Annotated in this window: 27 protein-coding genes, 1 tRNA gene and 1 other RNA gene; 19 read left to right on the forward strand and 10 right to left on the reverse strand. The window is 68.3% G+C overall.

Annotation, left to right across the window (positions count from 1 at the left end; all coding sequences use genetic code 11):
• Positions 1–12 precede the first annotated feature (12 nt).
• Complete coding sequence (locus AC1DGC_RS06805) at positions 13–1,062, reverse strand: glycosyltransferase family 9 protein (RefSeq protein WP_259210007.1); 1,050 nt, start codon at positions 1,060–1,062, stop codon at positions 13–15.
• A gap of 21 nt (positions 1,063–1,083) precedes the next feature.
• On the opposite strand from AC1DGC_RS06805, the gene AC1DGC_RS06810 reads away from it, so the two are divergent.
• Genes AC1DGC_RS06810 through AC1DGC_RS06820 form a run of 3 tightly spaced genes read left to right on the forward strand, consistent with a single transcriptional unit; the run spans position 1,084 to position 3,007 of the window.
• Entirely contained in the window at positions 1,084–1,833 is a 750-nt protein-coding gene (locus AC1DGC_RS06810) for a 3-deoxy-D-manno-octulosonic acid kinase (protein WP_259210008.1), read from the forward strand.
• Complete coding sequence (locus AC1DGC_RS06815) at positions 1,833–2,600, forward strand: MBL fold metallo-hydrolase (protein ID WP_259210009.1); 768 nt, start codon at positions 1,833–1,835, stop codon at positions 2,598–2,600. Before AC1DGC_RS06810 ends, AC1DGC_RS06815 begins: the two co-directional genes overlap by 1 nt.
• Positions 2,597–3,007, forward strand: coding sequence for a nuclear transport factor 2 family protein (locus AC1DGC_RS06820; protein ID WP_478047797.1), 411 nt, complete (start codon positions 2,597–2,599; stop codon positions 3,005–3,007). Before AC1DGC_RS06815 ends, AC1DGC_RS06820 begins: the two co-directional genes overlap by 4 nt.
• Before the next feature lie 21 nt (positions 3,008–3,028).
• On the opposite strand, the gene ffs is transcribed toward AC1DGC_RS06820, so the two are convergent.
• An RNA gene (gene ffs / locus AC1DGC_RS06825) (signal recognition particle sRNA small type) lies at positions 3,029–3,125 on the reverse strand.
• A gap of 139 nt (positions 3,126–3,264) precedes the next feature.
• Positions 3,265–3,657, reverse strand: coding sequence for a hypothetical protein (locus AC1DGC_RS06830; protein ID WP_478047497.1), 393 nt, complete (start codon positions 3,655–3,657; stop codon positions 3,265–3,267).
• 211 nt (positions 3,658–3,868) lie between these two features.
• Here AC1DGC_RS06830 and AC1DGC_RS06835 point away from each other — a divergent pair, with 211 nt between their 5' ends.
• Complete coding sequence (locus tag AC1DGC_RS06835) at positions 3,869–4,186, forward strand: DMT family transporter (RefSeq protein ID WP_259210012.1); 318 nt, start codon at positions 3,869–3,871, stop codon at positions 4,184–4,186.
• Positions 4,187–4,240: 54 nt separating this feature from the next.
• Here the strand turns inward: AC1DGC_RS06835 and AC1DGC_RS06840 are convergent, their stop codons facing one another.
• A complete protein-coding gene (locus AC1DGC_RS06840) occupies positions 4,241–4,693 on the reverse strand; it encodes a GNAT family N-acetyltransferase (protein WP_478047498.1) in 453 nt (150 codons plus the stop codon).
• A gap of 278 nt (positions 4,694–4,971) precedes the next feature.
• On the opposite strand from AC1DGC_RS06840, the gene AC1DGC_RS06845 reads away from it, so the two are divergent.
• A complete protein-coding gene (locus tag AC1DGC_RS06845) occupies positions 4,972–5,598 on the forward strand; it encodes a hypothetical protein (RefSeq protein WP_478047499.1) in 627 nt (208 codons plus the stop codon).
• Between the two features lie 112 nt (positions 5,599–5,710).
• Here AC1DGC_RS06845 and AC1DGC_RS06850 read toward each other — a convergent pair.
• Positions 5,711–5,803: transfer RNA gene (locus tag AC1DGC_RS06850), tRNA-Ser, on the reverse strand.
• A gap of 136 nt (positions 5,804–5,939) precedes the next feature.
• Between AC1DGC_RS06850 and dnaX the strand changes: the two genes are divergently transcribed.
• From dnaX to AC1DGC_RS06870, 4 genes are all read left to right on the forward strand, one after another.
• Complete coding sequence (gene dnaX, locus AC1DGC_RS06855; RefSeq protein WP_478047500.1) at positions 5,940–7,883, forward strand: DNA polymerase III subunit gamma/tau; 1,944 nt, start codon at positions 5,940–5,942, stop codon at positions 7,881–7,883.
• A 6-nt stretch (positions 7,884–7,889) separates the two neighbouring features.
• Positions 7,890–8,210, forward strand: a complete 321-nt coding sequence (locus tag AC1DGC_RS06860) for a YbaB/EbfC family nucleoid-associated protein (protein WP_259210031.1) — start codon at positions 7,890–7,892, stop codon at positions 8,208–8,210.
• Positions 8,211–8,307: 97 nt separating this feature from the next.
• A complete protein-coding gene (recR, locus tag AC1DGC_RS06865) occupies positions 8,308–8,907 on the forward strand; it encodes a recombination mediator RecR (protein ID WP_259210033.1) in 600 nt (199 codons plus the stop codon).
• Positions 8,908–9,007: 100 nt separating this feature from the next.
• Complete coding sequence (locus tag AC1DGC_RS06870; RefSeq protein ID WP_259210034.1) at positions 9,008–9,367, forward strand: histidine triad nucleotide-binding protein; 360 nt, start codon at positions 9,008–9,010, stop codon at positions 9,365–9,367.
• Between the two features lie 360 nt (positions 9,368–9,727).
• On the opposite strand, the gene AC1DGC_RS06875 is transcribed toward AC1DGC_RS06870, so the two are convergent.
• The 4 genes from AC1DGC_RS06875 to AC1DGC_RS06890 are packed head-to-tail and all read right to left on the reverse strand — an operon-like array spanning position 9,728 to position 14,079.
• Entirely contained in the window at positions 9,728–10,255 is a 528-nt protein-coding gene (locus tag AC1DGC_RS06875; protein ID WP_259210035.1) for a Slp family lipoprotein, read from the reverse strand.
• The gene (locus AC1DGC_RS06880; RefSeq protein ID WP_478047501.1) at positions 10,252–12,201 is read right to left on the reverse strand and encodes a transglutaminase TgpA family protein; all 1,950 of its coding nucleotides are present in this window, start codon (positions 12,199–12,201) and stop codon (positions 10,252–10,254) included. The genes AC1DGC_RS06875 and AC1DGC_RS06880 overlap by 4 nt, the downstream gene beginning before the upstream one ends.
• Positions 12,194–13,150: a DUF58 domain-containing protein gene (locus AC1DGC_RS06885; protein WP_478047502.1), complete on the reverse strand. Its 957-nt coding sequence runs from the start codon at positions 13,148–13,150 to the stop codon at positions 12,194–12,196. The genes AC1DGC_RS06880 and AC1DGC_RS06885 overlap by 8 nt, the downstream gene beginning before the upstream one ends.
• Positions 13,151–13,152: 2 nt before the next feature.
• Positions 13,153–14,079 carry an AAA family ATPase gene (locus AC1DGC_RS06890; RefSeq protein WP_259210038.1) on the reverse strand — a complete coding sequence of 309 codons (927 nt, stop codon included), beginning with the start codon at positions 14,077–14,079 and terminating at the stop codon, positions 13,153–13,155.
• A gap of 67 nt (positions 14,080–14,146) precedes the next feature.
• On the opposite strand from AC1DGC_RS06890, the gene AC1DGC_RS06895 reads away from it, so the two are divergent.
• Positions 14,147–15,994 carry a glycosyltransferase family 39 protein gene (locus tag AC1DGC_RS06895; protein ID WP_478047503.1) on the forward strand — a complete coding sequence of 616 codons (1,848 nt, stop codon included), beginning with the start codon at positions 14,147–14,149 and terminating at the stop codon, positions 15,992–15,994.
• Positions 15,995–16,010: 16 nt separating this feature from the next.
• On the opposite strand, the gene AC1DGC_RS06900 is transcribed toward AC1DGC_RS06895, so the two are convergent.
• Positions 16,011–16,583, reverse strand: coding sequence for a Maf family protein (locus AC1DGC_RS06900; protein ID WP_394163932.1), 573 nt, complete (start codon positions 16,581–16,583; stop codon positions 16,011–16,013).
• A gap of 112 nt (positions 16,584–16,695) precedes the next feature.
• Between AC1DGC_RS06900 and AC1DGC_RS06905 the strand changes: the two genes are divergently transcribed.
• The 9 genes from AC1DGC_RS06905 to AC1DGC_RS06945 all read left to right on the forward strand — a co-directional run bounded on the left by AC1DGC_RS06905 (position 16,696) and on the right by AC1DGC_RS06945 (position 24,966).
• Positions 16,696–17,205 (forward strand): YceD family protein, encoded by a 510-nt coding sequence (locus AC1DGC_RS06905; RefSeq protein WP_259210041.1) that lies wholly within the window; start codon positions 16,696–16,698, stop codon positions 17,203–17,205.
• Positions 17,206–17,313: 108 nt separating this feature from the next.
• Positions 17,314–17,511 carry a 50S ribosomal protein L32 gene (gene rpmF, locus AC1DGC_RS06910; protein WP_038690090.1) on the forward strand — a complete coding sequence of 66 codons (198 nt, stop codon included), beginning with the start codon at positions 17,314–17,316 and terminating at the stop codon, positions 17,509–17,511.
• Positions 17,512–17,599: 88 nt separating this feature from the next.
• Positions 17,600–18,577 (forward strand): beta-ketoacyl-ACP synthase III, encoded by a 978-nt coding sequence (locus AC1DGC_RS06915; RefSeq protein ID WP_259210044.1) that lies wholly within the window; start codon positions 17,600–17,602, stop codon positions 18,575–18,577.
• A 74-nt stretch (positions 18,578–18,651) separates the two neighbouring features.
• Complete coding sequence (locus AC1DGC_RS06920) at positions 18,652–19,434, forward strand: BUD32 family EKC/KEOPS complex subunit (protein ID WP_259210045.1); 783 nt, start codon at positions 18,652–18,654, stop codon at positions 19,432–19,434.
• 540 nt (positions 19,435–19,974) lie between these two features.
• A complete protein-coding gene (gene fabD, locus AC1DGC_RS06925; RefSeq protein WP_449335700.1) occupies positions 19,975–20,919 on the forward strand; it encodes an ACP S-malonyltransferase in 945 nt (314 codons plus the stop codon).
• A gap of 70 nt (positions 20,920–20,989) precedes the next feature.
• A complete protein-coding gene (gene fabG, locus AC1DGC_RS06930) occupies positions 20,990–21,733 on the forward strand; it encodes a 3-oxoacyl-ACP reductase FabG (protein WP_478047504.1) in 744 nt (247 codons plus the stop codon).
• 153 nt (positions 21,734–21,886) lie between these two features.
• Positions 21,887–22,126, forward strand: a complete 240-nt coding sequence (gene acpP, locus AC1DGC_RS06935) for an acyl carrier protein (RefSeq protein ID WP_017357544.1) — start codon at positions 21,887–21,889, stop codon at positions 22,124–22,126.
• 136 nt (positions 22,127–22,262) lie between these two features.
• Complete coding sequence (gene fabF / locus AC1DGC_RS06940) at positions 22,263–23,525, forward strand: beta-ketoacyl-ACP synthase II (RefSeq protein ID WP_259203566.1); 1,263 nt, start codon at positions 22,263–22,265, stop codon at positions 23,523–23,525.
• 85 nt (positions 23,526–23,610) lie between these two features.
• Complete coding sequence (locus tag AC1DGC_RS06945; protein WP_478047505.1) at positions 23,611–24,966, forward strand: aminodeoxychorismate synthase component I; 1,356 nt, start codon at positions 23,611–23,613, stop codon at positions 24,964–24,966.
• Positions 24,967–24,975: the final 9 nt, after the last annotated feature.

The following is a 24,975-nucleotide window of genomic DNA, read 5'->3' on the forward strand; positions in this document are numbered from 1 at the left end:
TCCGCCTGCCGGTCAGGCCGGGCGGTGATCGGCGACATAACGCTCGAACGCGGCGATGCCGTCTTCGACGGTGATCAGCTGCATCACGTCGTCGAACTCGATCTTGGTGCCCCATTTCAGTTCGCTGGCCGGCTTGCCGAGGAACTTGCGCGCGGCATCGTCGTAGCGGTCCACACAGTAGCGGCGGTCCGAATACGGGCCACTGCGGGCCGGATTGCTGGCCGCGTGCAGGCCCAGCACCTTGCTGCCCATGGCGTTGGCGATGTGCATCGGGCCCGAGTCGGGGGTCATCACCAGCGCGGCGCGGGCCAACAGGGCCGGCAGCTGCTTGAGCGTGTCCTTGCCGACCAGGTCCAGCGCCGGGGTCTGCAGCTGGGCCTGGATGGCATCGGCCATGTCGCGCTCCAGCGTGCTGCGCCCGCCGCACAGCACCACCCGCCAGCCACGCGTGCCGGCGTGGTTGGCCACGGCCGCATAGCGGTCGGCATACCAGTTGCGGCGCACATGGCTGGAGCAGGGCGAGATCATCAGCACGGGGCGGCCATCGTCCTGCCACTGCGCCTGCGCCCAGGCCACCGCCGCTGGCGGAATGGCCAGGTCCCAGCTGACCTCGGTCTGGCGGATGCCGAGCGGCTCGCCGAAGCTGCCGATCGCATCCAGCACATGGATGCCGGGGCGGTCGGGGATGCGTTCGTTGATGAAAAGGCCGTGAAGATCCTTGGAGCGTGCCTTGTCGTAACCGATCCGGCGCACGGCCGGCACGAACGCGGACAGCACGTTGGCGCGGAAGGCCACCTGCATCTGCAGCAGCGCCTCGAAACGGCCCGGCGGGAACCCGCTGCGCAGCGCGCGCATGCCGGCCAGCCCGGTCTTCTTGTCGTAGGGGTGGAATACCACGCCCGGCAGGCCATCGAGCAGCTTGTGGCCGGCCTTGTCGATGATCCAGTGCAGCGGCGTGCCCGGCCTGGCCTGCTGCAGGGTCCTCACCAGCGGCACCACGTGGGTGACGTCGCCGAGTGCGGACAAACGCAAAAGACACAAGGAAGAGGACGCTGATGCCATGGTGTTGTTAGACTCGAAGGAATGGTCGCATTCGACGCCACTGAAGCGCTGACGCCCTGCCGCGATGGACGCGGCATGGGTGCCATTCTGTTCGACCGCGAACGACTGCGGCAAGCCGAGATCGGCCTGTTCTCGCCCGCCCACTGGGCCGAGCGGGCACGGCCGGTCGGCGATGGCGGCCGTGGCGGGGCCTGGTTCGTGGATGCGCCGTTCGGCCAATGCGTGCTGCGCCAGTACCTGCGCGGCGGCATGGCGGCCAAGCTCAGTCGCGATCAGTACCTGTGGCGCGGTGCCAACCGCACCCGCAGTTTTGCCGAGTTCCGCCTGATGCGCGCGCTGCGCGCGCTGAAGCTGCCGGTGCCGCAACCGATCGCCGCGTTCTACATGCGCGACGGCATGCGCTACCGCGCGGCCATCCTGATGGAGCGGCTGGAAGGCGTGCGCTCGCTGGCCGACCGCGCGCTGGTCGCCGGCCGTGGTGCGCCATGGGAAGAAACCGGGCGGCTGATCGCGCGGTTCCATCGCGCCGGCCTGGACCACGCCGACCTCAACGCCCACAACATCCTGTTCGACGCCAATGGCCATGGCTGGCTGATCGATTTCGACCGCTGCGTGCAGCGCATCCCGGCCACCCGCTGGCGTGAGAAGAACCTCAAGCGCCTGCTGCGCTCGCTGATCAAGCTGCGCGGCGAGCGCAGCCAGGACGACGTGGAAAAAGATTACGCACGACTGCGCCGTGCCTACGACCTGGCCTGGAACCGGGGCTACTGATGGAGTGGGCACTGCGTTTCATGGGCGTCGGCAATGCCTCGGCGGTCCAGCTCGGCTCGCCGATGGCCGTGATCGAGCGCGAAGGCAGGCCCTGGCTGACCATCGATTGCGGTGGGGAAGGCCTGACCGCTTTCCAGGCCCAGTACGGGCACGTGCCGCAGGCGCTGTTCGTCACCCATGTGCACCTGGACCACGTCGCCGGCTTCGAACGGCTGTTCGTGGATGCGTTCTTCTCGCCGCACCGGCGTGGCCGCATCCGCGTGTACGTGCCGGCCACGGTGGTGCCGCTGCTGCACCGGCGCGTGGCCGACTACCCCAATGTGCTGGCCGAGGGCGGCGCCAACTTCTGGGATGCCTTCCAGCTGATCGTGGTGGGCGATGCGTTCTGGCACGACGGCGTGCGCCTGGAGGTGTTCCCGGTGCGTCACCACTGGCCGGAAACCGCGTACGGCCTGCGCCTCAAGGGCGCCGTGGTGTGGAGCGGGGATACCCGGCCGATTCCGGAAATGCTGGCGCGTTATGCCGACGACAACGAGCTGATCGCCCACGACTGTGGCCTGCACGGCAACCCGTCGCACACGGGCGTTGACGACCTGGAGCGCGAATACAGCGCTGCGTTGCAGGCGCGGATGATGCTCTACCACTACGCCAGCGAGGCCGATGGCGATGCGCTGCGCCAGCGCGGGCATCGTGTCGCGCTGCCCGGCGAATGCGTGCCGCTGGCCACGCCGACGGCCATGCACGTACTGGCCCAAGACCCGCCCTGAGCATGGCGTCCGCACCGGACCCCGCCGCGCTGGCTGCTCACCTTGAAGCACTCGAACGCGCCCTGCATGCCCCGGGGGTGCGGGGCGATGCGGCGCGTCTGGCGGACCTGCTGGATAGCGACTTCAGTGAGATCGGCAGTTCCGGGAACTGCTACGGGCGCGCGGCGGCGCTGGTCGACATTCCCGCCGAGCGCACGGCGGTGGAGATCGTCTCTGAGGACTATCGCATTGTCCTGCTGGCGCCGACCTTGGCCCAGGTGCGCTATCGCAGCTGGTATGTGATCGAGGGGGTGCGCCAGCGCGAGGTGCTGCGCAGTTCGCTGTGGCGACTGAGCGGGGGCGCGTGGCGGGTGGTGTTTCATCAGGGCACGCCGGCGGCGGCAGGCGGCAGCGACACGTCGGCGTAGCCGGGCCCCAAAAAGGTGGCGGCCCCGCCGGCTGACCTCGGCGCCCGCGTCGATCGATACCGTTGCTGCCTTCCGGCCCTGGCGGGATTTTCGACCTAGCGTCGCGAGGGGCCGACGGGGCCACCATAGAGACGTTCCACACGTGGGGCGATCGGGGATCGGCGCCCAGTGTTGGAAGCTGTACTGCAGGAGCAGGCCCCCGTAGTGCAGTCGCGCATTCTAGCGCATGCGTGGCACGCAGTGCCAGCGCATGCCGCTCAGTCGGCGCGCTGCCAGAGCAGGTCCAGGTCGCCGTCCACGAAGCCCAGGCCGATACCCTGTACCTGGTGGGTCAGGCGCGGACCGAAACGGGGCGTGTCCAGTGCCTGCAGCAACGCCGCGCGCACTGCGGCCAGGCACGCATCCCAGCCCTGGCCGGTCAGTGCAAAGGGGAGCTCGATCTCGCGCACGGGCGGCGCCCATATCTCGTCGCAGGGCCAGTCCGTATCGTTCGCATCGAAGCGGTCGGTGCCCACCAGTTCGATGCAGAATCCGGCATCGTCGCCCGCTGCGCCTTCGCTGAGGTTGAACGACAGCCCCACGACCGCCTCCGGTAGCGGCGCTTGTAGCGCCTGCTCCAACCAGTCGGCCAGTGTCGGATGAATCGGCATGCGCCTTTCCTGCATCAGGGCGGGACAGGATGCCACGCGGCAGGCATGGAGCTGAATCAACCGCGTCCCAGGGCTGAACCCTGCGCAAAGCGGCGGATCTGCAGGTGCCTGGATCGAAACGGCGTTGCTAGAATCGGCGGCAGGAGGAACGACCTCCCCCGCAACGGGAACCAACGACCAGGACGACCTGGCCCCCATCAAGGAGGGCCGCATGGCCTGGATCTATCTGTTGGCAGCCGGTGTACTCGAAATCGTCTGGGCGTTCGCGATGAAGCAGTCCGACGGGTTCAGCAAGCTCACGCCCTCGATCATCACCCTTGCCGCCATGATCGCCAGCTTCTGGCTGTTGTCGCTGGCCATGCGCACGCTGCCACTGGGCACCGCGTACACGATCTGGACCGGCATCGGCGCGGTGGGCGCGTTCGTCATCGGCATCATCTTCCTGGGCGAAACGATCAATGCGATGCGGATCGGCGCGGCGGTGCTGATCGTGAGCGGGCTGGTGCTGATGAAGGTGTCGAGCAGCTGACACCTGGCTGTGGCCACGCTATGCGTGGCCGTACGGCGATACCGATGGCGCCGCTCAGCGCAGCGCCATCGTGCGTTCCATATGCACCGCATCCAGGCCGGGGCCGTGACCATCGGGCACGATCCCGGTCACCCCGAAGCCGTGCGCAGCGTAGAAATCCCGGGTGTGCTGGCTGGTGCTCAGGGTCAGGCGGCGCACCCCAAGCGCGTGCGCACGTTCCACCCGCGCCTGCGCCAAGGCATTGCCCAGGCCCTGGCGGTGCAGCGTCCTGTCGACCATGCCCCAGCAGAAGGCCGCGGTGTCCGCGTCGACCCGCATCAGGCCGCCGCACGCGACGACCCGGCCATGGCGCTCGATGACGAGATAGTCGCTCTCGCGTTCGGAGTGCAGCAGGTAGCGGGAAAAGTCCGCGCGTTCGTGGGCGCCGAAGTAGCGCGGCACGTTGCTGTCGAACAGGGCCAGGCAAGCGCTGGCATCGGTGGGATTGAACGTGCGCAGGAGTGTCATGAGGTCATGTAGCGGGGGAAGGGCGTCAATGACGCCGGAGAACCGGGAGGGCAACTGCCGGGGCGGGGCGAATGCGTCGGAGCATGCGCGCCTCGCCAGGCCATGTCGGCCGGGGCCTGGGCGGCCGGCGGGGGTGTCATGGCGTACGTCGCGCAGCTGCCCAATAGGCCTTCTACGCAACATCGCCCGGCTACGTCTGCGCAACGCGAGCGTCGTGCACCAGTACGGCCGGGTCGACTGCCAGCGCCCGGATCAACGCGCCGAAGCATCATCGGTGGGTGTTCGATCTGGTTTCCGTCCAAACCTCCAGGCTCAACCCTATGCGTTTTCTCGATCAAATCTTGTCCTACGCGGTAATTCTATGTGTCCTGGCCGGCGTGACCGCTACCGGTCCTGCATTGGCGCGACAGAAAGGCGAGGTGTTTACGCCCCGCAAGCGTCACGTGGAAATGACCGCGCAGCAGCTTGGCCGATATGCGAGCGGCGGTGAAGTCGAATTCGAACTCCGCTCCGCCGACCCGGCCAAGCCGTTTACGGCTTCGTCGGTCAGTATCGGCTACCGCAGCATCGACTCCCGGCGCGGGCAATGGGGATGGCTGGATACCCAGGCGCTGACGCGCTCGGGCAACAGGATTTCCGTGCGGATTCCCAAGCTGGAGGCGTCGCAGCTGGAGTCGGTCGACCTGTCGGTAAGCCAGGGAGATACGCTGGTGGGCAGCGTTCGCCTCATTGTTTCGTTGGCCGACCAGCCCCATGTTGGCGCGCTGCCTCTGAATGGTCAGCCGATCGAGCTGCAGGGCGTCGAAAGCGGTTCGTTCCGGGTCATCCCGCGACTGTCCGACGACATGCCATGGCGACTCAGCGGCGTTTTCCTGAGTCACCGGAATGGTTCGCGGACGTTCTGATCGGACGCCGCGCGCGGTGAATGCGGCAGACTGGTGACCGGCCTGCCGGCCGCGCGATCCCTGCATGCTGGAAACGAAGAAGCCGCCCCGAGGGGCGGCTTCTTCCTGAACCTGGCGGAGAGAGGGGGATTCGAACCCCCGAAGCGCGGTTTAGACGCTTACACACTTTCCAGGCGTGCTCCTTCAACCGCTCGGACACCTCTCCGGACCTGCTGCGATAACCCGCTGCAGGGGCGCAGATTCTAGCGGGGGAATTGCAATCGCACAAGCGGTACGAACCGGAGGGCAGGGGGGCTGGACAGGCGTGGCACAATGGACGTCCCGATGAAGACGGTGGCCTGATGTCCTATCTCGTCCTTGCCCGCAAGTGGCGTCCGAAGCGTTTTGCCGAGCTGGTGGGCCAGGAACACGTGGTCCGTGCGCTCAGCAATGCGCTGGACAGCGGCCGGGTGCACCATGCGTTCCTGTTTACCGGCACCCGCGGGGTGGGCAAGACCACCATCGCGCGCATTTTCGCCAAGTCGCTGAATTGCGAGCAGGGCACCAGCGCCGACCCATGCGGCCAGTGCCCGGCCTGCCTGGACATCGATGCCGGCCGCTACATCGACCTGCTCGAGATCGATGCCGCGTCCAATACCGGCGTGGACGATGTCCGCGAGGTGATCGAGAACGCCCAGTACATGCCCTCGCGCGGCAAGTACAAGGTCTACCTGATCGACGAAGTGCACATGCTGTCGAAGGCGGCCTTCAATGCGCTGCTGAAGACGCTGGAAGAGCCGCCGGAACACGTGAAGTTCCTGCTCGCCACCACCGACCCGCAGAAGCTGCCGGTGACGGTGCTCTCGCGCTGCCTGCAGTTCAACCTGAAGCGGCTGGACGAGGACCAGATCCAGGGCCAGATGACCCGGATCCTGGCCGCCGAGGAAATCGAGTCCGACCCGACCGCGATCGTGCAGCTGGCCAAGGCCGCCGACGGCAGCCTGCGCGACGGCCTGTCGCTGCTCGACCAGGCCATCGCCTATGCCGGCGGCGCGCTGCGTGAAGACGTGGTGCGCACCATGCTGGGCACGGTCGACCGCACCCAGGTGGCCGCCATGCTGGAGGCCCTGGCCGATGGCGATGGCGTGCGCCTGCTGCAGGTGGTGGCGGCGCTGGCTGAATTCTCGCCGGACTGGAGTGGCGTGCTCGAGGCGCTGGCCGAAGCCCTGCACCGCATCCAGGTGCAGCAGCTGGTGCCGGGCGCGCAGGCCGATGGCGAGGGGATCGATGCCGCCGCCTTTGCCCAGCGCCTGCGCCCGGAAGTGGTGCAGCTCTGGTACCAGATGGCGCTCAGCGGCCGTCGCGACCTGTACCTGGCCCCGAGCCCGCGTGCGGGCTTTGAAATGGCCGTGCTGCGCATGCTGGCCTTCCGCCCGGCCGCCGCCGTGCCGCCGGTGCCGCGCGATCCGGGCACTGGGATGGACGTGGGCAGTGGAACCGCAGGCAGCGTGCAGGGCAGTGGCATGGCCGCGGCACCTGCCGCAGTGGCCGCGGCCGTCGCCGTGCCTGCGCCGGTCATCGCCGCGCCGGTTGCGGTCGCCGCTCCATCGGTGGCGCAGCCGGCGCCTGCCGAGGTCGCGCGGCAGGCGCCCGCACCGGCGGCTGAACCCGCACCGGAGGACGATCCGCCGCCGTGGCACCCGACCGGGGCGGAGGAGCGTGACGAGGCGCTGGCCGCGGAAATGGCCAGCCCTGACGCGGCCATGGTCGCGCCGTGGGAGGCGCCGCCGTCCCGTCCGGCCCCGCCGCCGGTCGCGGTTGCCGCCCCCGTCGCCGCGCCGCGCCCGCAGGGCATCGCCATCACCCCGTCCGCCGCGCCGGCCCCGGCGGCCGCGCCTGCCGCGATGCCGATCACGCTGTCCTCGCCGGAGGCCTGGCTGGAACTGGTCGCCCAGAGCCAGCTCAACGGGCCGTCGCGACAGTTGGCCGCGCATGCGGCGTTCATCAGTTTCCAACACGGTGTCTTGAAACTGGCGGTATCGCCCGGATTTGAGTACCTGTGTTCAGACCGTTCGCTGGCAGCGCTGACCGATGCGCTGTCCGGGCCGCTGGGGCAGACCCCGCGGATCGTGATCGAACACGGCAACGCCCAGGCCGAAACGCTGCACCAGCGTTCCGACCGCCAGCGTGGCGAGCGGCAACAGGCGGCAGAAACCGCCTTCATGGCCGACCCGCAAGTGCAGATGCTGGTCCAGCAGCACGGTGCGCGGGTCGTGGCCGATTCCATCCGTCCTTTTGATGAGTAACACGACATGCGCGGCAACATCGCCCAATTGATGCAGCAGGCCCAGAAGATGCAGGAAAACCTGCAGAAGGCCCAGGAAGAACTCGCCAAGCTGGAAGTGACCGGCAGCGCTGGCGGCGGCATGGTCAGCGTGACCCTGACCGGTGCAAAGGAATGCCGCAAAGTGCGGATCGATCCGTCGATCCTGGCCGATGCGGAAATGACCGAAGACCTGGTGGCCGCGGCGTTCAACGATGCGTCCAACAAGATCGATGCGGAGTCCAAGAACCGCATGGGGTCGGCCACCGCCGGCATGCAGCTGCCGCCGGGCATGAAGCTGCCGTTCTGAGCCCGTGCGCGCGGTGGGCCTGCCCGCCGCCCCGCTGGCGACCGCGACGCGAAGCCCCCGGGCTTCGCGCGCTTGTTTCCGAGATGAGCCCACCGCCATGAGCCTGCCCCTGCTCGAACAACTGATCGAGGCCTTCCGCGTGCTGCCCGGCGTGGGGCAGAAGACTGCCCAGCGCATGGCCTACCACGTGCTCGAGCGCGAACGCGAGGGTGGGCAGAAGCTGGCCGAGGTGCTGGCCAAGGCGATCGAGCGTATCGGTCACTGTGCGCAGTGCCGCGATTTCAGCGAGACCGAGATCTGCGCGGTGTGTGCCAACGGCAGCCGCGAACGCCAGCAGCTGTGCGCGGTGGAGTCGCCGGCCGATCGCCTGGCGATCGAGCATGCGACCGGGTTCCGCGGGGTCTACTTCGTGCTGCAGGGGCGCTTGTCGCCGCTGGATGGGGTGGGCCCGCGCGAGCTCGGCCTGGACCAGCTGGAGGCGCGCCTGAAGCAGGGCGAGGTGCAGGAGTTGATCATCGCCACCAGCGCCACCGTGGAAGGCGAGGCCACGGCGCACTACCTGGCGCAACTGGCGCGCGCGCACACGGTGCGACCCAGCCGGCTGGCCCAGGGCCTGCCGCTGGGCGGCGAGCTGGAGTACGTGGACCGCGGCACGCTGTCGCACGCGTTCGGCACCCGCACCGAAATCCAGGAATGACCGCAGCGCCGACGCGCCGGCGCCGCGCGTCGGCCGGCTTCCCGAGGACCGAGGCCCTCATCCGCGCTAAGCTCCAAGGCCCTGTTCCAACTGGTGCCCCATGAGCCAAGACACCCTGTTCGGCAAGATCATCCGCCGCGAAATCCCCGCCACCATCGTCTATGAGGACGAGGACGTGCTCGCCTTCAAGGACATCGCGCCACAGGCGCCGGTGCACGTGTTGTTCATCCCGAAGAACGAGGCGATCCCGACCCTGGATGACGTGCAGCCTTCGCAGGCGCACCTGATCGGTAAGCTGGCGCTGGCCGCCGCCGAGTACGCCCGCCGCGAAGGCTTCGCCCAGGACGGCTACCGGATCGTGATGAACTGCCGCGAGCATGCCGGGCAGACCGTATTCCACATCCACCTGCACCTGCTGGCCGGCGCCCCCCTGGGGCACTTCGGCACGCCCAACGCCTGAAGCACCCAACCACGACGCCCCCGCGTAGAGCCACCCCATGGGTGGCTGCACGTAAAGTCGGATCCGGTAGAGCCACCCCATGGGTGGCTGCACGCACCACCGGATCCGGTAGAGCCACCCCAAGGGTGGCTGCACGCAACGCCGGATCGGGTAGAGCCACCCCACGGGTGGCTGCACGCATCGCCGGATGAGGTAGATCCACCCCATGGGTGGCTGCACGCATCGCCGGATCGGGCTGCACGTAACGCCGGATCCAAAAGCAGCCACGCATGGCGGGGCTCTACCGCGCGCAAAGAAAAAGCCGCACGACGGCGGCTTTTTCTTTCAACGCACACCGACCAGCGGTCGGCCGCTAGGCGGTTACCACCAGCCCCAGCCGCGGTAGCCCCAACCCGGGCCCCAGCCCGGCGGGCCCCACGGGCCGTACGGGTAAGCGGGCACCACATCGACCTGGCGCACTTCCGGCCACAGGTAGATGACGTCGGCCTCCAGCTTGGGCAGGCGGTAGTCGTACTCGCCGATACGGGTGCTCTCGTACCCGGCGATCTTGCCGATGAAGGTCACGTCGCGGCCCGGCTCGAACACGGCCGGATCATAGAACCCAGCGCGGCAGGCGATGAAGCGACCGTCGCTGGCGTCGGCCGAGGTGGTGCTCGGGCGGCCGCTGCCGTTGAGCGGGCGCGAGATCAGCTGGAAGCAGGTCTGGCCCTGGCCCGGGTTGGTCTCGATGATGCGCCCGCCCCAACGAACCGGCGTGCCCACCTGCTGGGTCGGCACCGCATCGCGCGGGCTGACCATGCTGAACTGGCCTTGCAGCGGTTTGGGTGCGGTCGCGCAGGCGGCCAGCGCCAGGGAAGCGGCGAGGGGAAGCAGAATCTGGATCTTCATGGGGATGCTCCGGAGGACGGGCGATGCCTGCGCAGGTCGCGCAATAATGAAGTGAGGTCGACGTCCGCGCCAGCGTAGCGCGCGAGAACGAAACGGCTGCTGAGTGACAGCAGCGCCGGGTCGGGACGTTGCTGGTGCACGCGCCGGGCCCAATGGCCCGCCGGTTCGGCGTGGTCACGGGCCAGGCCCAGCCTGGCGTAGCGCTGGCCCATCCGATGCCAGGCGCGCAGCAGGGGGTCGCGCTCGCGTTCGCCGCGGGCCAGCAGCCACGCCATCCACCCTAGCGCGACCAGTGCGAAGAGGGTGAAAACGCCAATCAACTGCGCCGGCTCCAGTTTGTCCACGCCGAAGGGCCGCAGCAGTTGCTGCTGGCGGGTGGCGTTGAAGGACAGCACCAGGTCGTTCCAGCCGCGACGCAGCCAGTCGCTGGCCTGGCCCAGTTGCGCCCAGCGGCTTTCCAGGGTGGCATCGCCACCGACCTGCAGGCGATCTTCCAGGGTGTCGTAGATGCGTTCGGGCGCCACGGCGGCGGTCGGGTCCACCCGCACCCAGCCGCGGCCGGGCAGCCAGACCTCGGCCCAGGCATGGGCATCCATGCGCCGCACCACCCAGTAGTCGCCGTAGCGGTTGCGGGTGCCGCCCGCAAAGCCGGTCACCACCCGGGCGGGAATGCCGGCGTTGCGCATGAGCACCACGAACGCCGAGCTGAAGTGCTGGCAGAAACCGGCCTGCTGGTCGAACAGGAACTCGTCCACGCCATCACGCCCGGGCAGCGGCGTGCTCAGGGTGTAGGCGAAACGCGCGCGGATCCACGCCATGGCACGGCGCACGATCGCCTCGTCGTCGTTACCGGCCTCGCTGCGCCACTGGTGGGCCAGCGTGGCCGTGCGCGGGTTGAACCCCTGCGGCAACTGCAATGCCCGGCGCCGTTGATAGGGCGAGAGATCCTCGACGTAGCCGGTGGCCGGCGCGGACTGCAGCCGCCAGCGGGTGAGGGCGGTCAGGCTGGCCTGGCTGCGCAGGCTGTGGTCGGCGCCCAGCTCGCTCCCGGGGGGCGCCTGCATAGGCAGGTCCAGGGCGACGAGTTGCCGACGGTCGGTGGGTTCGTAGTCGATCTGATAGTCCCAGCGCGTGGCGCCGTGGGTGACCTCCGGCGGCGCGCGTCCGAGCGCGCTGCGGTCCTGTTCCCACACCCGGCCGTCGAAGTAGGTCATCACCGGGCCGCGCCAGTAACGCTGCTGGGGTGTCGGCACGGGGCCGAAAAACTGCACGCGCAGCGCCGGGCTGTCATCGGCCATCAGGTCCAGCCATTGGCCCGGTTCCATCTGATCGGACAGTCCTGGCTTGCCGACCGCGCGTTCCGGGATGCCCCAGAGCGGCTCGCTCAGCCGCGGGAACAGCCAGAAACCGGCCAGCGCCAGCGGCAGGCCGAGGGCGATCAGCCGGCCCACGCCGCGGATCTGCCCGCCGAGGGGTGGCGTAGGCGCCTGGCCTTCGGCCTGCGCCAGCCGCTGCAGGGTGAGCAGCGCCGTCAGCGCGGCCAGCACCGCCAGCGCCATGGTGGACGGCCCCTGGTCGAGCAGGAAGGCCGCGAACGGTGAGAACAACGCAAAGCCGAGCAGGCTGCGGGCATCGCGCAGGCTGCGCAGTTCGCTGGACTTGAGCGCCAGCATCGCCGCCAGCAGCGCGCAGCCGGTATCGCGGCCGGGACGGGCGCCCATCTGCCAATAGATCGCGGCCAGCATGCCCAGCACCAGCAGCAGGCGCAGGGGAGCCGGCAGCACCCGCTGGCGCGAGACCAGTGCGATGACGACCGCGACCAGCGCGATGATCGCGGCCAGCAGGTCGGGCAACTGCAGCAGCAGCGGCACCAGGCCCAGGGCGGCGCTGGCCAGTGTCCAGTGGCGCGCGCTCGGACTCAGGAGGGGCGAGGTCGGCTCAGCCATGCGGCATCAGCGCCAGTGCGCGTTGGCAAAGGTGGTGGTGGGCGCTGCCATTGCCCGGCCCCAGTGCGGGTTGCCCGGGGAGCAGCAGCGTATAGCGGCGGCCGTCGCGTTCGGCCATGTCGACCCAGCGCGCCAGCCGCGCGATCCGCGTTTCCATCGGCAGCGTGGACACCTGGCGCCAGTCGAGCAGTACATCCATGCCAACCGGCTTTTCATACTCGCGCACCAGCAGGGTGTCGCGCCGCGCCGAGTGCTTCCAGGCGATGCTGCGTTGCGGGTCGCCGGCGCGATACGGGCGCAGCTGGTGCAGTTCGTCGCCACTGGCGTGCACGCGGGTATGCAATGGGTCACCGCCGCTTTCCGGCAGCGGGGGTGCCTGGGTGGCCGGTGCGGCATAGACCAGCAGCGGGGCATCGGGCCACACCCACGACCAGGCGCGCACCAGGCCCAGCGGCTGGGTGGTGGAGATCCGGATGCGGTCCAGGTCCAGCCAGCCACGGCGCACGGTGGGCAGTGCCAGGTCCACTTCGATCTGGTCGCTGTCGATCAGGTGGCCAAAGGTGGTCGCCTCGGCATGGGCCACTTCCAGCCCACGCCGCGCGCGCGCATCCGGGCGCGACAGGATGATCCGCAGCCGCATCGGCACGCCGGCATGCACCGGTTCGGCCGAGACCGCGTCGATGCGCAGGCCGGACAACTGCAGGTGCGCGCTGATGGTGCTGGCGATCGCCACGGTGGCCAGCAACAACGCCAGCAGCATGGCCGGGTTGTTGTTGTAGTTCAGCGCACCCAGCAGCATCGCGCCCAGCAGCGTCGCCACGAACAGGCCGAACCGGGTGGGCAGCACATAGATCCGGCGCCGGTCCAGGCGACGCGGCAACGTCTCCGGTCGGCGCGGTCGCGCCAACAACTGCAGTGTCCGCCAGCGGTCTCCCCAGCCGCGACGCATCGTCAATCCACCGGCACGGTCTGGAGGATGGCGCGCGCCAGCGCCGGTCCGTTGCTGGCTTCCGCCTCGGGGACCAGGCGGTGCCCGGCCACGGCCACGAACAGGGTCTGCACGTCTTCGGGCACCACGTGCGCGCGACCGAGCAGCAGTGCATGCGCCTTGGCCGCACGCAGCAGGGCCAGTCCGGCACGCGGCGAGAGCCCCACGCGCACGCCGGCGTGCTGGCGGCTGCGGGTGAGCAGGGCCTGCACGTAATGCACCAGCGCATCGCTGGCGTGCACCTGGCTGGCGGCCTCGCGCAGCGCGCGCACCTGGCCGTCGTCCAGCCGCGGTGTGGCCTTGGCGATCAGGTGGCGTCGGTCGGTGCCGCGCAGCAGTTCGCGCTCGGATTCGGGGTTGGGATAGCCCAGTGCCAGGCGCAGCAGGAAGCGGTCCAGCTGCGAATCGGGCAGGGGGAAGGTGCCCGACAGGTCGACCGGGTTCTGCGTGGCGATCACGAAGAACGGGTCCGGCAGCGGATGGGTCACCCCGTCCAGCGTGACCTGCTGCTCGGCCATCGCCTCGAGCAGCGCGCTCTGCGTGCGCGGCGGCGCGCGGTTGATCTCGTCGGCCAGCAGCACGTGGGTGAACACCGGTCCGGTATGGAACTGGAACTGGCGGCTGGTCGCGTCATAAACCGAGACGCCGAGCACGTCGGCAGGCAGCAGGTCGGAGGTGAACTGCACGCGCTGGAAGCCCAGCCCCAGGCTGGAGGCCATCGCGTGGGCCAGGGTGGTCTTGCCCAACCCGGGCAGGTCTTCGATCAGCAGGTGGCCGCCGGACAGCAGCGCGACGAACGCCAGGCGCACTTCGTGTGCCTTGCCCAGCACCAGCCCGTTGACCTGGTCCTGGGCGCTGCGAAGGGCCTGTCGCAGTACATCGGTTAGCATGGCTGGCACGTGGGGCGAATTTTCCATGTCCGTCTCGTGTCGATGATTCCTTCGATTCTATAGAGCAATGCAGGGCGAACAACGCGCACGCACCATTTTCCTGTTGTTGTGGACGCTGATCACCGCGGTGAAGCTGGTGATCGCAGCGCGTCTGCCGTTGTTCGTGGACGAAGCCTTTTACTGGCAGGAGGGCCAGCACCTGGCGGCGGCCTACTCGGACCTGCCTGGCCTGACGGCGTGGCTGTCGCGGCTGGGCGTGGAGCTGGGGGGCACCCACATCCTGGCCCAGCGCCTGCCGTTCCTGGCCATCGGCGCGGCGCTGCCGTGGCTGGTGTCGCGCATTGCCACGCGCTGGTTCGGTGCGGTGGCGGGCTGGCAGGCCGGCAGCCTGACCTTGCTGATGCCCTTGTCGGGCACGCTGGGCATGTTGGCGGTGCCGGACGTGCCGATGGCGCTGGCGGCGGTGCTGTGCCTGGATGCGGGCGCGCGCCTGCTGCGCAACGTCGATGCCGCCGCCGCCGTGAAGCTGGGCCTGGGCCTGACCATCGGTGCGCTCAGCCATTACCGCTTCATCGGCGTGATCGTGGTCGGGTTCATCGCGCTGCTGCTGTTGCCGCAGGGGCGGCGCATGCTGCGCGATCCGCGGGTCTGGGTGGCGTTGGCGGTGGGCGTGCTGGCCTGGTTGCCGCTGTTGTCCTGGAATGCCGACAACCATGATGCCGGCCTGAAGTTCCAGGTGGTCGAGCGCCACCCATGGGCGTTCCAGTGGAGTGGGCTGTGGTTCCTGGTGATCCAGCCGATGCTGGTCACCCCGATCCTGTGCATGGCAATGTGGAAGGTGGCCCTCGCGGGCACCCGCTCCGGTGGCGGTGCGCGTGCGCAGTGGCGCTATTTCGGGCTGGTGGGTGCGGTGTCGACGCTGTCGATCTTCGCGCTGGGCTTTTTCACCGACGTGGAGCGGATCAGTTTCCACTGGCCGCTGCCGGGTTACCTGGCGCTGCTGGTGGCGGTGCCGGTGGTGCTCAACGGCTGGCCGCGCTGGTTGCGTCGCACCGGCTGGTGGCTGGCCGGCGCCGGGTTGGCGCTGGCGTTCGGTTATTACCTGATGGCGTCCACGCCGAGCCTGCGCGAGCAGTTGGCCGGCTACAAGTACTACCCGCGCAACTTCGCCGGCTGGGAACCGTTGGCGGCAGTGGTGCGCGACGAACTGGCCGACATGCCGTCCGGTACGCGGGTGCTGGCCGGCAACTTCAAGGTGGGCGCCGAGCTGGGCTTCCAGCTGCGCGACCCGGCCATCGAGGTGCTGCGTCATCCGCTCAACGACAAGCATGGGCGCAGCGCGCAGCTGGGCCTGTGGGGGCTGCTGCACGAAGGGCCGCGCACGGGGCCGATGCTGCTGGTGCTCTCGCCCAGCGACCAGCGTTACCGCGACCTGCTCGCGCGTTACCACGACATCTGTGCGCAGGTGGGCCCGCTGCCGCCGCCGCGCGTGGTCAGCTACGACCATGGCTTCCAGCGGTTCCTGTTGTTCAGGCTGCCGGCGGCCCGGGCCCCGGGCCCGTGCGTCACCCCGGCGATGGCCTGGATCGATACGCCGCAGCCCAATGCCGCCGTCGACGGGCTGCTCGACGTGCGCGGCTGGGCGTTCAAGGACGGGGTCGGGCTGACCCGGGTGGAGGTGCTGGTGGACGGCGTCCCGGCGGCCGAAGCCGCGTATGGACGTGCGTATGACATCACCAGCTTCTGGACCATTTCCAATGATCCGCAGCACCCCAACGTAGGCTTCGATGCCCGCATCGATACCCGCGCACTGACCCCGGGCCGGCATTGGCTGGGGCTGCGCCTGCATGGCAACGACGGCAGCGTGGAGACCTGGCAGGAACAGGCCCTGGTGGTGCCGGCGGCCCGCCCCTGAGCGGCCGAAAGGGCGCTCAGGGCAGGGTGTAGCCGGCCTCGCGCAGCAGCCGGCACAGCGCGATCAGCGGCAGGCCGATCAGGGCGGTGGGGTCGCGGTTGTCGATCGCCTCGAACAGGCTGATGCCCAGGCCCTCGCACTTGAAACTGCCGGCGCAGTCCAGCGGCTGCTCGGCGGCCACGTAGCGTTCGATGCTGGCCGCGTCCAGCACGCGGAACTGCACGCGGGTGAGATCGCAGGCGTCCAGCACCCGCTCGTCACGCTGCAGGCAGACCGCGGTATGGAACGCCACCTGCTGACCGGACATGGCCGCCAACTGCGCATGGGCGCCCTCGACCGAGCCCGGCTTGCCGAGCGGGGCCCCGTTCAGCTCGGCCACCTGGTCCGACCCGATCACCCAGCGGCCGGGCTGGCGCGCGGCCACCGCGGCAGCCTTGGCCCGGGCCAGCCGCACCGCCAGTGCGCGGGGAGCTTCGCCGGGCAGGGCGGTCTCGTCCACCTCCGGGCGTGCGCATTCCGGGGTCAGGCCCAGCCGCTGCAGCAGTTCCAGGCGGTAGCGGGAGGTGGAGGCAAGGACGGGCGGAAGCATGCGAAAATACCGGTCGGCGGGGCTGGCAGTCTGGCCCGGGGGTCCAGCGCCGGCAACCCCGGAAAAGAGGGATTTGACAGCCGGGCAGACGGTCCTTAACATTCAGCGGCTTATGTCCGCGAACGTGCCCGAATTGCTGGATGCTTGGCGGATGGTCGCAGCGCGCAGGCGCTTCGATGGTCAAGTCGATCTGGCTGAACTTACCCGCCTGCAAGGGCTTGTTGCCGATACCGAAGGCCGGTGCAGCTATGCACTGGAATTCGCGCACGACGACATCCTGCGGGTATCCTATGTCGAACTGTCCATCGACACCGAGCTGCCGCTGATCTGTCAGCGCAGCCTGCAGCGTTTCCTGCTGCCGGTCTCGATGGTGCAGCGGCTCGGCCTGATCCGCAGCGAAGAAGATGAAGCTTCGCTGCCGGAAGGGTACGAACCCTGGCTGGTGCCCGAAGACGGCATGCTGCGACCGCTGGAACTGGTCGAGGACGAACTGGTCCTGGCCGTGCCCGTGGTGCCGCTGTCTCCCGATGGCGAGGCGGTGGACCAGGATTGGGCACCGACCGAAGAAGAAATCAGCAAGGCCAATCCGTTCGCGGCGTTGGCGGCACTGAAAAAACAATAGCAGCCGGATTGTCGTCGGCGGCTGCGGCGAAAGCGAAAACTGTGCTGGGCGCTGGCGTCCTGCGCGACGATACGACGAAGCAAAACGAACCGAGTTTGGAGCAATCCCATGGCTGTGCAGAAATCCCGTGTCACCCCGTCCCGCCGCGGTATGCGCCGTGCGCATGACGCACTGAGCGCCAAGCAGCTGTCCACCGATCCGACCACCGGTGAAGTGCATCTGCGTCACCACATCACCGCTGACGGTTTCTACCGTGGCAAGAAGGTGATTGCGACCAAGTCGAATTCGGCCGTCGAAGAAGATTGATTCGTGAAGGCCGCTGCCCGGTCGGGCAGCGGCCTTTACCCCTTTCTTCCCGGCTGTCAGTGTTGATGGCCGTGCTACAGGATATGCAATGAGCAAGCGGATCTACTCGAGGATCGCGGGCACTGGTAGCTATTTGCCCGAAAAAGTGTTGACCAACCAGGATCTGGAGAAAATGGTCGACACCACCGATGAGTGGATCCAGTCGCGCACGGGTATCCGTGAGCGGCACATTGCAGCCGACACCGAAACCACCAGCGACCTCGGCTACCACGCCGCGGTGCGTGCGCTGGAAGCGGCCGGTATCGACGCATCCCAGCTGGACATGATCGTGGTGGGTACGACGACCCCCGATCTGATCTTCCCGTCCACCGCGTGCCTGATCCAGGCCAAGCTCGGTGCGACCGGTTGCCCCGCCTTCGACGTCAACGCGGCCTGTTCGGGCTTCGTGTTCGCGTTGAGCGTGGCCGACAAATTCATTCGTTCCGGTGATGCACGCCATGTGCTGGTCATCGGTGCGGAAACCCTGACCCGGATCGTGGACTGGACCGAGCGCACCACGTGCGTGCTGTTCGGCGATGGCGCCGGCGCCGTCGTGCTCAAGGCCGACGAAGACACCGGCATCCTCAGCACCCACCTGCATTCGGATGGCAGCAAGAAAGAGCTGCTGTGGAACCCGGTGGGCGTGTCTGCCGGGTTCGGCGAGGGCGAAAATGCCCGCGGCGCCATCCTGATGAAGGGCAACGACGTGTTCAAGTACGCCGTGAAGGCGCTGGACTCGGTCGTGGACGAGACCCTGGAAGCCAATGCGCTGACCAAGGCCGACCTGGACTGGCTGATCCCGCACCAGGCCAATCTGCGCATCATCGAAGCCACGGCCAAGCGCCTGGAGATGTCGATGGAGCAGGTGGTGGTGACGGTGGACAAGCACGGCAACACCTCCTCGGCCTCGGTGCCGATGGCGCTGGACGTGGCGATCCGCTCCGGCCGCGTGGAGCGTGGCCAGCTGCTGCTGCTGGAGGCCTTCGGCGGTGGCTTCACCTGGGGTTCGGCGCTGCTGCGCTATTGATAGTGCTGGTTACGACAGCGTGACGTTGTCGTTACGGCCCCATTTGGGGCCGTCTGCATTTCAGGAGATCCGTCATGGTTGAGCCCATCGTCATTGAAGGGCAACGCGCCTGGCTGAAGCAGTACGGCGAAGGAAGCCGCGCGGTTGCCTTGGGCCTGCTCAATTTCGTCGCCCATCGTTTCCAGCTGGACGCCCTGCGACCGCCGCCGCACCGTGGCGGTGATGCCGCCAGGAAGACCGAGGCGCGGCGCCTTGCCGAGCTGTCGGCACAGGGCGTAAACGTCCCTCATGTGATCGGCAGCGGCCACGCCGCGCTGGTGCTGGAAGACAACGGCAGTTCGTTCAATACCTGCCTGCGCGAAGCCGATGAGGCCGGACGCGACCGCCTGGTGGCCGCGGCGATGCAGGCGATCGCAACGGCGCATCGGAAAGGGGCGTATTTCGGGCAGCCGTTGCCGCGCAACCTGACCTGGGACGGTACGCGGGTGGGCTTCATCGACTTCGAAGAAGACCCGCTGGAGGTGATGGACCTGGCGCAGGCGCAGGCGCGCGACTGGCTGATGTTCGGCTACGGCGTGGCGAAGTACTACGAGGACCGCCCGCAGCAGCTGCAGACACTGATGGCCGAGGCGATGGACGGGGTCGAGGCACCGGTGCTGGCCCACGCCCACGCGGTGTCCGGGCGACTGCAGGGACTGGCACGGGCGAGCATGAAGATGGGGCGGTCGGCGCGCGCGCTGGCGCACGCGATCCTGATCGTGCATGGGGCGACGACGCTGGGCATGCTGATGCTGGCGGTGATCTGTTTCGACTTCTTCTCCGACGGCGACCTGGACATCCTGCAGCTGCTGGTCTGATCGGGGCTGGCTCTCTCAGAACCATCGCGGTGGAGTCGAAGAAGCCGAAGCCTTAGCCGTAGCTAAAGCCGATGCATCATTGCTCGTGTGCCGAGACCCCGGCAGTGCGTCGGAGCGCACGAGCGATCAACGGCACGCCGCCTCGGCGTCACCGAGCCTCACCAGGGCATCCCTGCCCGCGGGATTTGGGAAGAGGGTAATGCCGAGCCATGCTCGGCACCCCCAAACCCAAACGAACGCCGCGGCCCCGCTTTGGCCTTTCCACGCATGCCGACCATCCTCGGCAGGGCTGGGGTGGGCCGGGGGGCGGGACCGTCTTGCGCCATGGATGGCGCAAGAAGAGCCCCCAAGGATGGGTTCACGGCGTGTCCCGCCCCCCGGCCCACCCCAGCCCTCTCCCCGACAGTACGGGCAGGGGTTTGACCTTTGCCCCAGCTCCAAAGCAGCCAATAACGCTTCCCCCACATACGCGCCAGTACAGACGAAGGGCGCTGTTCGGCCTTATCATTCGCCGTTCGATTTTTGCAGGCGGATGACCGCGTGACCGATTCCAATCTCGCATTCGTGTTCCCCGGCCAAGGCTCGCAGTCGCTGGGCATGCTGGCCGAACTGGCCGAGCTGCACCCGCAGGTCCGCGAGGCCTTCACCGAGGCGTCCGATGGCGCCGGCGTCGACCTGTGGGCCCTCTCCCAGGGCGGCCCCGAGGAAATGCTCAACCGCACCGAATACACCCAGCCGGCCCTGCTCGCTGCCAGCATCGGCGTGTGGCGCGCCTGGAATGCCGTCGGCGGCGCCAAGCCGGCCGTGCTGGCCGGGCACAGCCTGGGCGAGTACACCGCCCTGGTCGCTGCCGGCGCGCTGACCCTGCACGATGGCGCCCACCTGGTGCGCCTGCGTGGCCAGCTGATGCAGGACGCCGCGCCCGCAGGCGTGGGCGCCATGGCCGCCGTGCTCGGCGCCGAAGACGCCCTGGTCCAGGAGGTCTGCGAACAGGCCGCCGGCAGCCAGGTCGTGGTGCCCGCCAATTTCAACTCACCCGGCCAGATCGTCATCGGTGGCGACGCCGCCGCCGTCGATCGCGCCCTGGCCCTGCTCGCCGAAAAGGGCGTCCGCAAGGCGGTCAAGCTGGCCGTCAGCGTGCCCTCGCACACCCCGCTGATGCGCGAAGCCGCCAACCGCCTGGCCGAGACCATGGCCGGCCTGGATTGGCGCGCCCCCGCCCTGCCGGTCGTGCAGAACGTGGACGCCCGCGTCCACGACGGCATCGACGCCATCCGCCAGGCCCTGGTCCAGCAGCTCTACCTGCCCGTCCAGTGGACCGGCTGCGTGCAGGCGCTGGCCGCCCGCGGCGTCACCCGCGTGGCCGAGTGCGGCCCGGGCAAGGTACTGAGCGGATTGATCAAGCGCATCGACAAATCGCTGGACGCGCGCACACTGTCCACGCCCGCCGATTTCGAAGCCGCCCGCGAGACCTGGGCTGCCTGATCCTTCGACTGGTCCTGCGTCGCCCGGCCCCGGCCTGGCGCGCGGGCCGGTCCCGTACGAGGAAACACAGATGAGCAAGCCCCTTCAGGGTGAAATCGCACTGGTGACCGGCGCCAGCCGTGGCATCGGCGCCGCCATCGCCGATGCACTGGCCGCGCAGGGCGCGACCGTGATCGGTACCGCCACCACCGACGCCGGTGCCGCCGCCATCGGCGAGCGCCTGGCGGCCGTCGGTGGCCAGGGCCGCGCGTTGAACGTCACCGATGCCGCTGCGCTGGACGCCGTGCTGGACGGGATCGCCAAGGAATTCGGCGCCATCACCATCCTGGTCAACAATGCCGGCATCACCCGCGACAACCTGCTGCTGCGCATGAAGGACGAGGACTGGCAGGCCATCCTGGACACCAACCTGACCAGCGTGTTCCGCACCTCCAAGGCCGTCATCCGCGGCATGATGAAGGCCCGCAAGGGTCGCATCATCAACATCGCCTCGGTGATCGGCGTGACCGGCAATGCCGGCCAGGCCAACTATGCCGCCGCCAAGGCCGGCATCATTGCCTTCTCCAAGTCGCTGGCCAAGGAAATCGGCTCGCGCGGCATCACCGTCAACGTGGTCGCCCCGGGCTTCATCGACACCGACATGACCAAGGCGTTGCCGGAAGAGCAGCGCACCGGCCTGGTCAAGTCGATCGCCCTGGAGCGCCTCGGCGAACCGGGCGATATCGCCAACGCGGTGGCGTTCCTGGCCGGTCCCTCGGCCAGCTACATCACCGGCGAAACCCTCCATGTGAACGGCGGCATGTACATGCCGTAAGCATGTGGCGCATGGATTGCGCCGCAAGTGGTTGATCTGAATGATGTTTTGCAGCGATGCAAGGCGTCGCCGGTTTCCACTACACTATCCCACGGTCATCCATCTTCGGATGACGTCATTTTTGAACCACTACTCCATCTGGAGCGATATCCAATGAGCACCATCGAAGAACGCGTCAAGAAAATCGTCGTCGAACAGCTTGGCGTCAAGGAAGAAGAAGTCACCAACAGCGCATCGTTCGTCGATGACCTGGGCGCTGACTCGCTGGACACCGTTGAACTGGTGATGGCGCTGGAAGAAGAGTTCGAGTGCGAAATCCCGGACGAAGAAGCCGAGAAGATCAGCACCGTCCAGGCTGCGATCGACTACATCAACGCCCACGTCAAGGCTTGATGTCAGGCGGCTTGCGCGCGGTTGTGGCCTACGCCGCCACCGCGTGCGGCAAACCCATGGGGCCGCGCTTGCGGCCCCGTGCATTTGAGCGTTACACCGCGTCATACCCGCAACACCCGGGTCAGGAGAATCTGCAATGAAGCGTCGCGTCGTCGTTACCGGCATGGGCATGGTCTCGCCGTTGGGCAATGATATGGCCACCAGTTGGAAGGGCATCACCGAAGGCCGTTCCGGCATCGGTCCGCTGACCAACGTTTCGCAATCCTACCTGGACCGTTTCACCACCAAGATCGCAGGTGAGGTCAAGGACTTCGACATCACCGCCGACAACGAGCAGTTCGGCAAATTCAGGGTCACGGGCAAGGACGCCAAGAAGATGGACCCGTTCATCCATTACGGCCTCGGTGCCGCCTTCATGGCCTTGAATGATTCGGGCCTGGAGATCACCGATGGCAACGCCGAGCGCGTGGGTGCCATCGTCGGCGCCGGCATCGGCGGCCTGCTGGGCATCGAGGAACAGACCATCGAGTTCCACGAGGGCAAGAAGATCTCGCCCTTCTACGTGCCCAAGACCATCATCAACATGCTCCCGGGCCAGTTGAGCATCATCACCGGCTTGAAGGGCCCGTCGTTCTCGGCGGTGTCCGCCTGTGCCACCTCCAACCATTCCATCGGCACCGCCATGCGCATGATCCAGTACGGCGATGCGGACGTGATGGTGGTGGGCGGTGCCGAGCGCGGCTCCTCGCCGACCGCACTGGGCGGCTTCTGCGCCATGAAGGCCATGTCCACCCGCAACGACGCACCGGCGGAAGCCTCGCGCCCGTGGGACAAGGACCGCGACGGCTTCGTGCTGGGCGACGGCGCCGGCATCCTGATCCTCGAAGAATACGAGCACGCCAAGGCGCGTGGCGCGAAGATCTACTGCGAGCTGGCCGGCTTCGGCGCCAGTTCCGATGCGTACCACATGACCGCGCCCAGCGAGAACGGCGAAGGCGCTGCCCGCTGCATGACCATGGCGTTGAAGGACGCCGGCGTCACGCCGGACCAGGTCGGTTACCTCAACGCGCATGGCACCTCGACCCCGCTTGGCGACCTCGGCGAGACCATGGCGATGAAGACCGCCTTCGGCGAACACGCCTACACGATGATGGTCAGCTCGACCAAGTCGATGACCGGCCACCTGCTCGGCGCGGCCGGCGGCGTGGAAGCCATCTTCTCGGTGCTGGCGCTGCGTGACAACGTGATCCCGCCGACCATCAACCTGCACCAGCCGGGCGAAGGCTGCGACCTGGACTACGTGCCCAACGAAGCCCGCCAGGCCAAGGTGGACGTGGTGATGTCCAACGGCTTCGGCTTTGGCGGCACCAACGGCACGCTGGTGTTCAAGCGCATCTGATTCCACCGCTGCCGCAACCGCGCCCGGGCCGCCATCATGGCGGCCTTGGTGTATCTGGCCCCCGCGCACTCCCTGGTGTCCTGCCATGCTCCTGATCCATCCGTTGCCCGCCACCACCGACCTGCTCGCCCTGCAGCGGGTGGATCCCGCGCGTTATCCGCTGCTGATGGAGTCCACCGCCTCGGGCACCGCCCAGGGCCGCTGGGACCTGCTGCTGATGGGCAATGGCCAGGCGCTGGCGCTGCACGCCGATGGCGTGGTCCGCGATGCCGACGGCCACGCGCACGCCGGGCGTTTCCTGGACGTGCTGGACGCGCACTGGGCCGCGCTGCGCCTGCCGCGCGAAGAGACCCAGCTGCCGTTCCGCGGCGGCTGGGCGCTGATGCTGGACTACGAACTGGCCGGACAGATCGAGACCGTGCTGCAGCTGCCGCCGCGTGCCGATGGCCTGCCGTCCGCGCTGGCGCTGCGCTGCCCGGCGGCCGTGCTGCACGACCGCGTGCTCGGCCAGTACCACGCCGTGTGCGAGACCGACCACGCCGGGCTGCTGCCGGTGCTGCTGGCCGACCTGGACGCCGCCAGTGCGCTGCCGCCGCTGCCGGCCTGGCAGGCGCCGGTGGCGGTGGGCGAGGACGCACCGACGCGCTTCACCGATGGCGTCGGCAAGGTGATCGACTACCTGCGCGCCGGCGATGTGTTCCAGGTGAACCTGTCGCGACGCTGGAGCGCGCAGTTCGCTGCCACGCTGGCGCCGCAGGCGCTGTACGCGCAGCTGCGGGTGGCCAACCCGGCGCCGTTCGCCGGGCTGTTCATGGCGCAGGGCAGGGCGGTGGTGAGCTCCTCGCCGGAGCGGTTGGTCTCGGTGCATGGCGATGACGTGCAGACCCGCCCGATCGCCGGCACCCGCCCGCGCTTTGCCGGCGACGACGATGCCGCGCGCATCCAGGAGCTGGTCGGCCATCCCAAGGAGCGCGCCGAACACGTGATGCTGATCGACCTGGAACGCAACGACCTGGGCCGCATCTGCACGCCGGGCAGCGTGGAGGTGGATGAGCTGATGACAGTGGAAAGCTACGCCCACGTGCACCACATCGTGAGCAACGTGCGCGGCCGCCTGCGCGCGGGCGTCAGCCCCGGCCAGGTGATCGCCGCGACCTTCCCCGGGGGCACCATCACCGGTTGCCCCAAGGTGCGCTGCATGCAGATCATCGCCGAGCTGGAGCAGACCGCGCGCGGTGCCTATACCGGCGCGTTCGGCTGGCTGAACCGCGATGGCGACCTGGACCTGAACATCCTCATCCGCACCGCCGAGGTGGTCGCCGACAACGCGGCCTTCCGTACCGGGGCGGGCATCGTGGTGGATTCGGACGCGGACAAGGAACTGGACGAAACCCGGGCCAAGGCACGCGGCCTGATGCGTGCGCTGGGCCGGCATGACTGAACCGTTTGG

It is taken from the genome of Stenotrophomonas sp. 05N37, assembly GCF_056397365.1.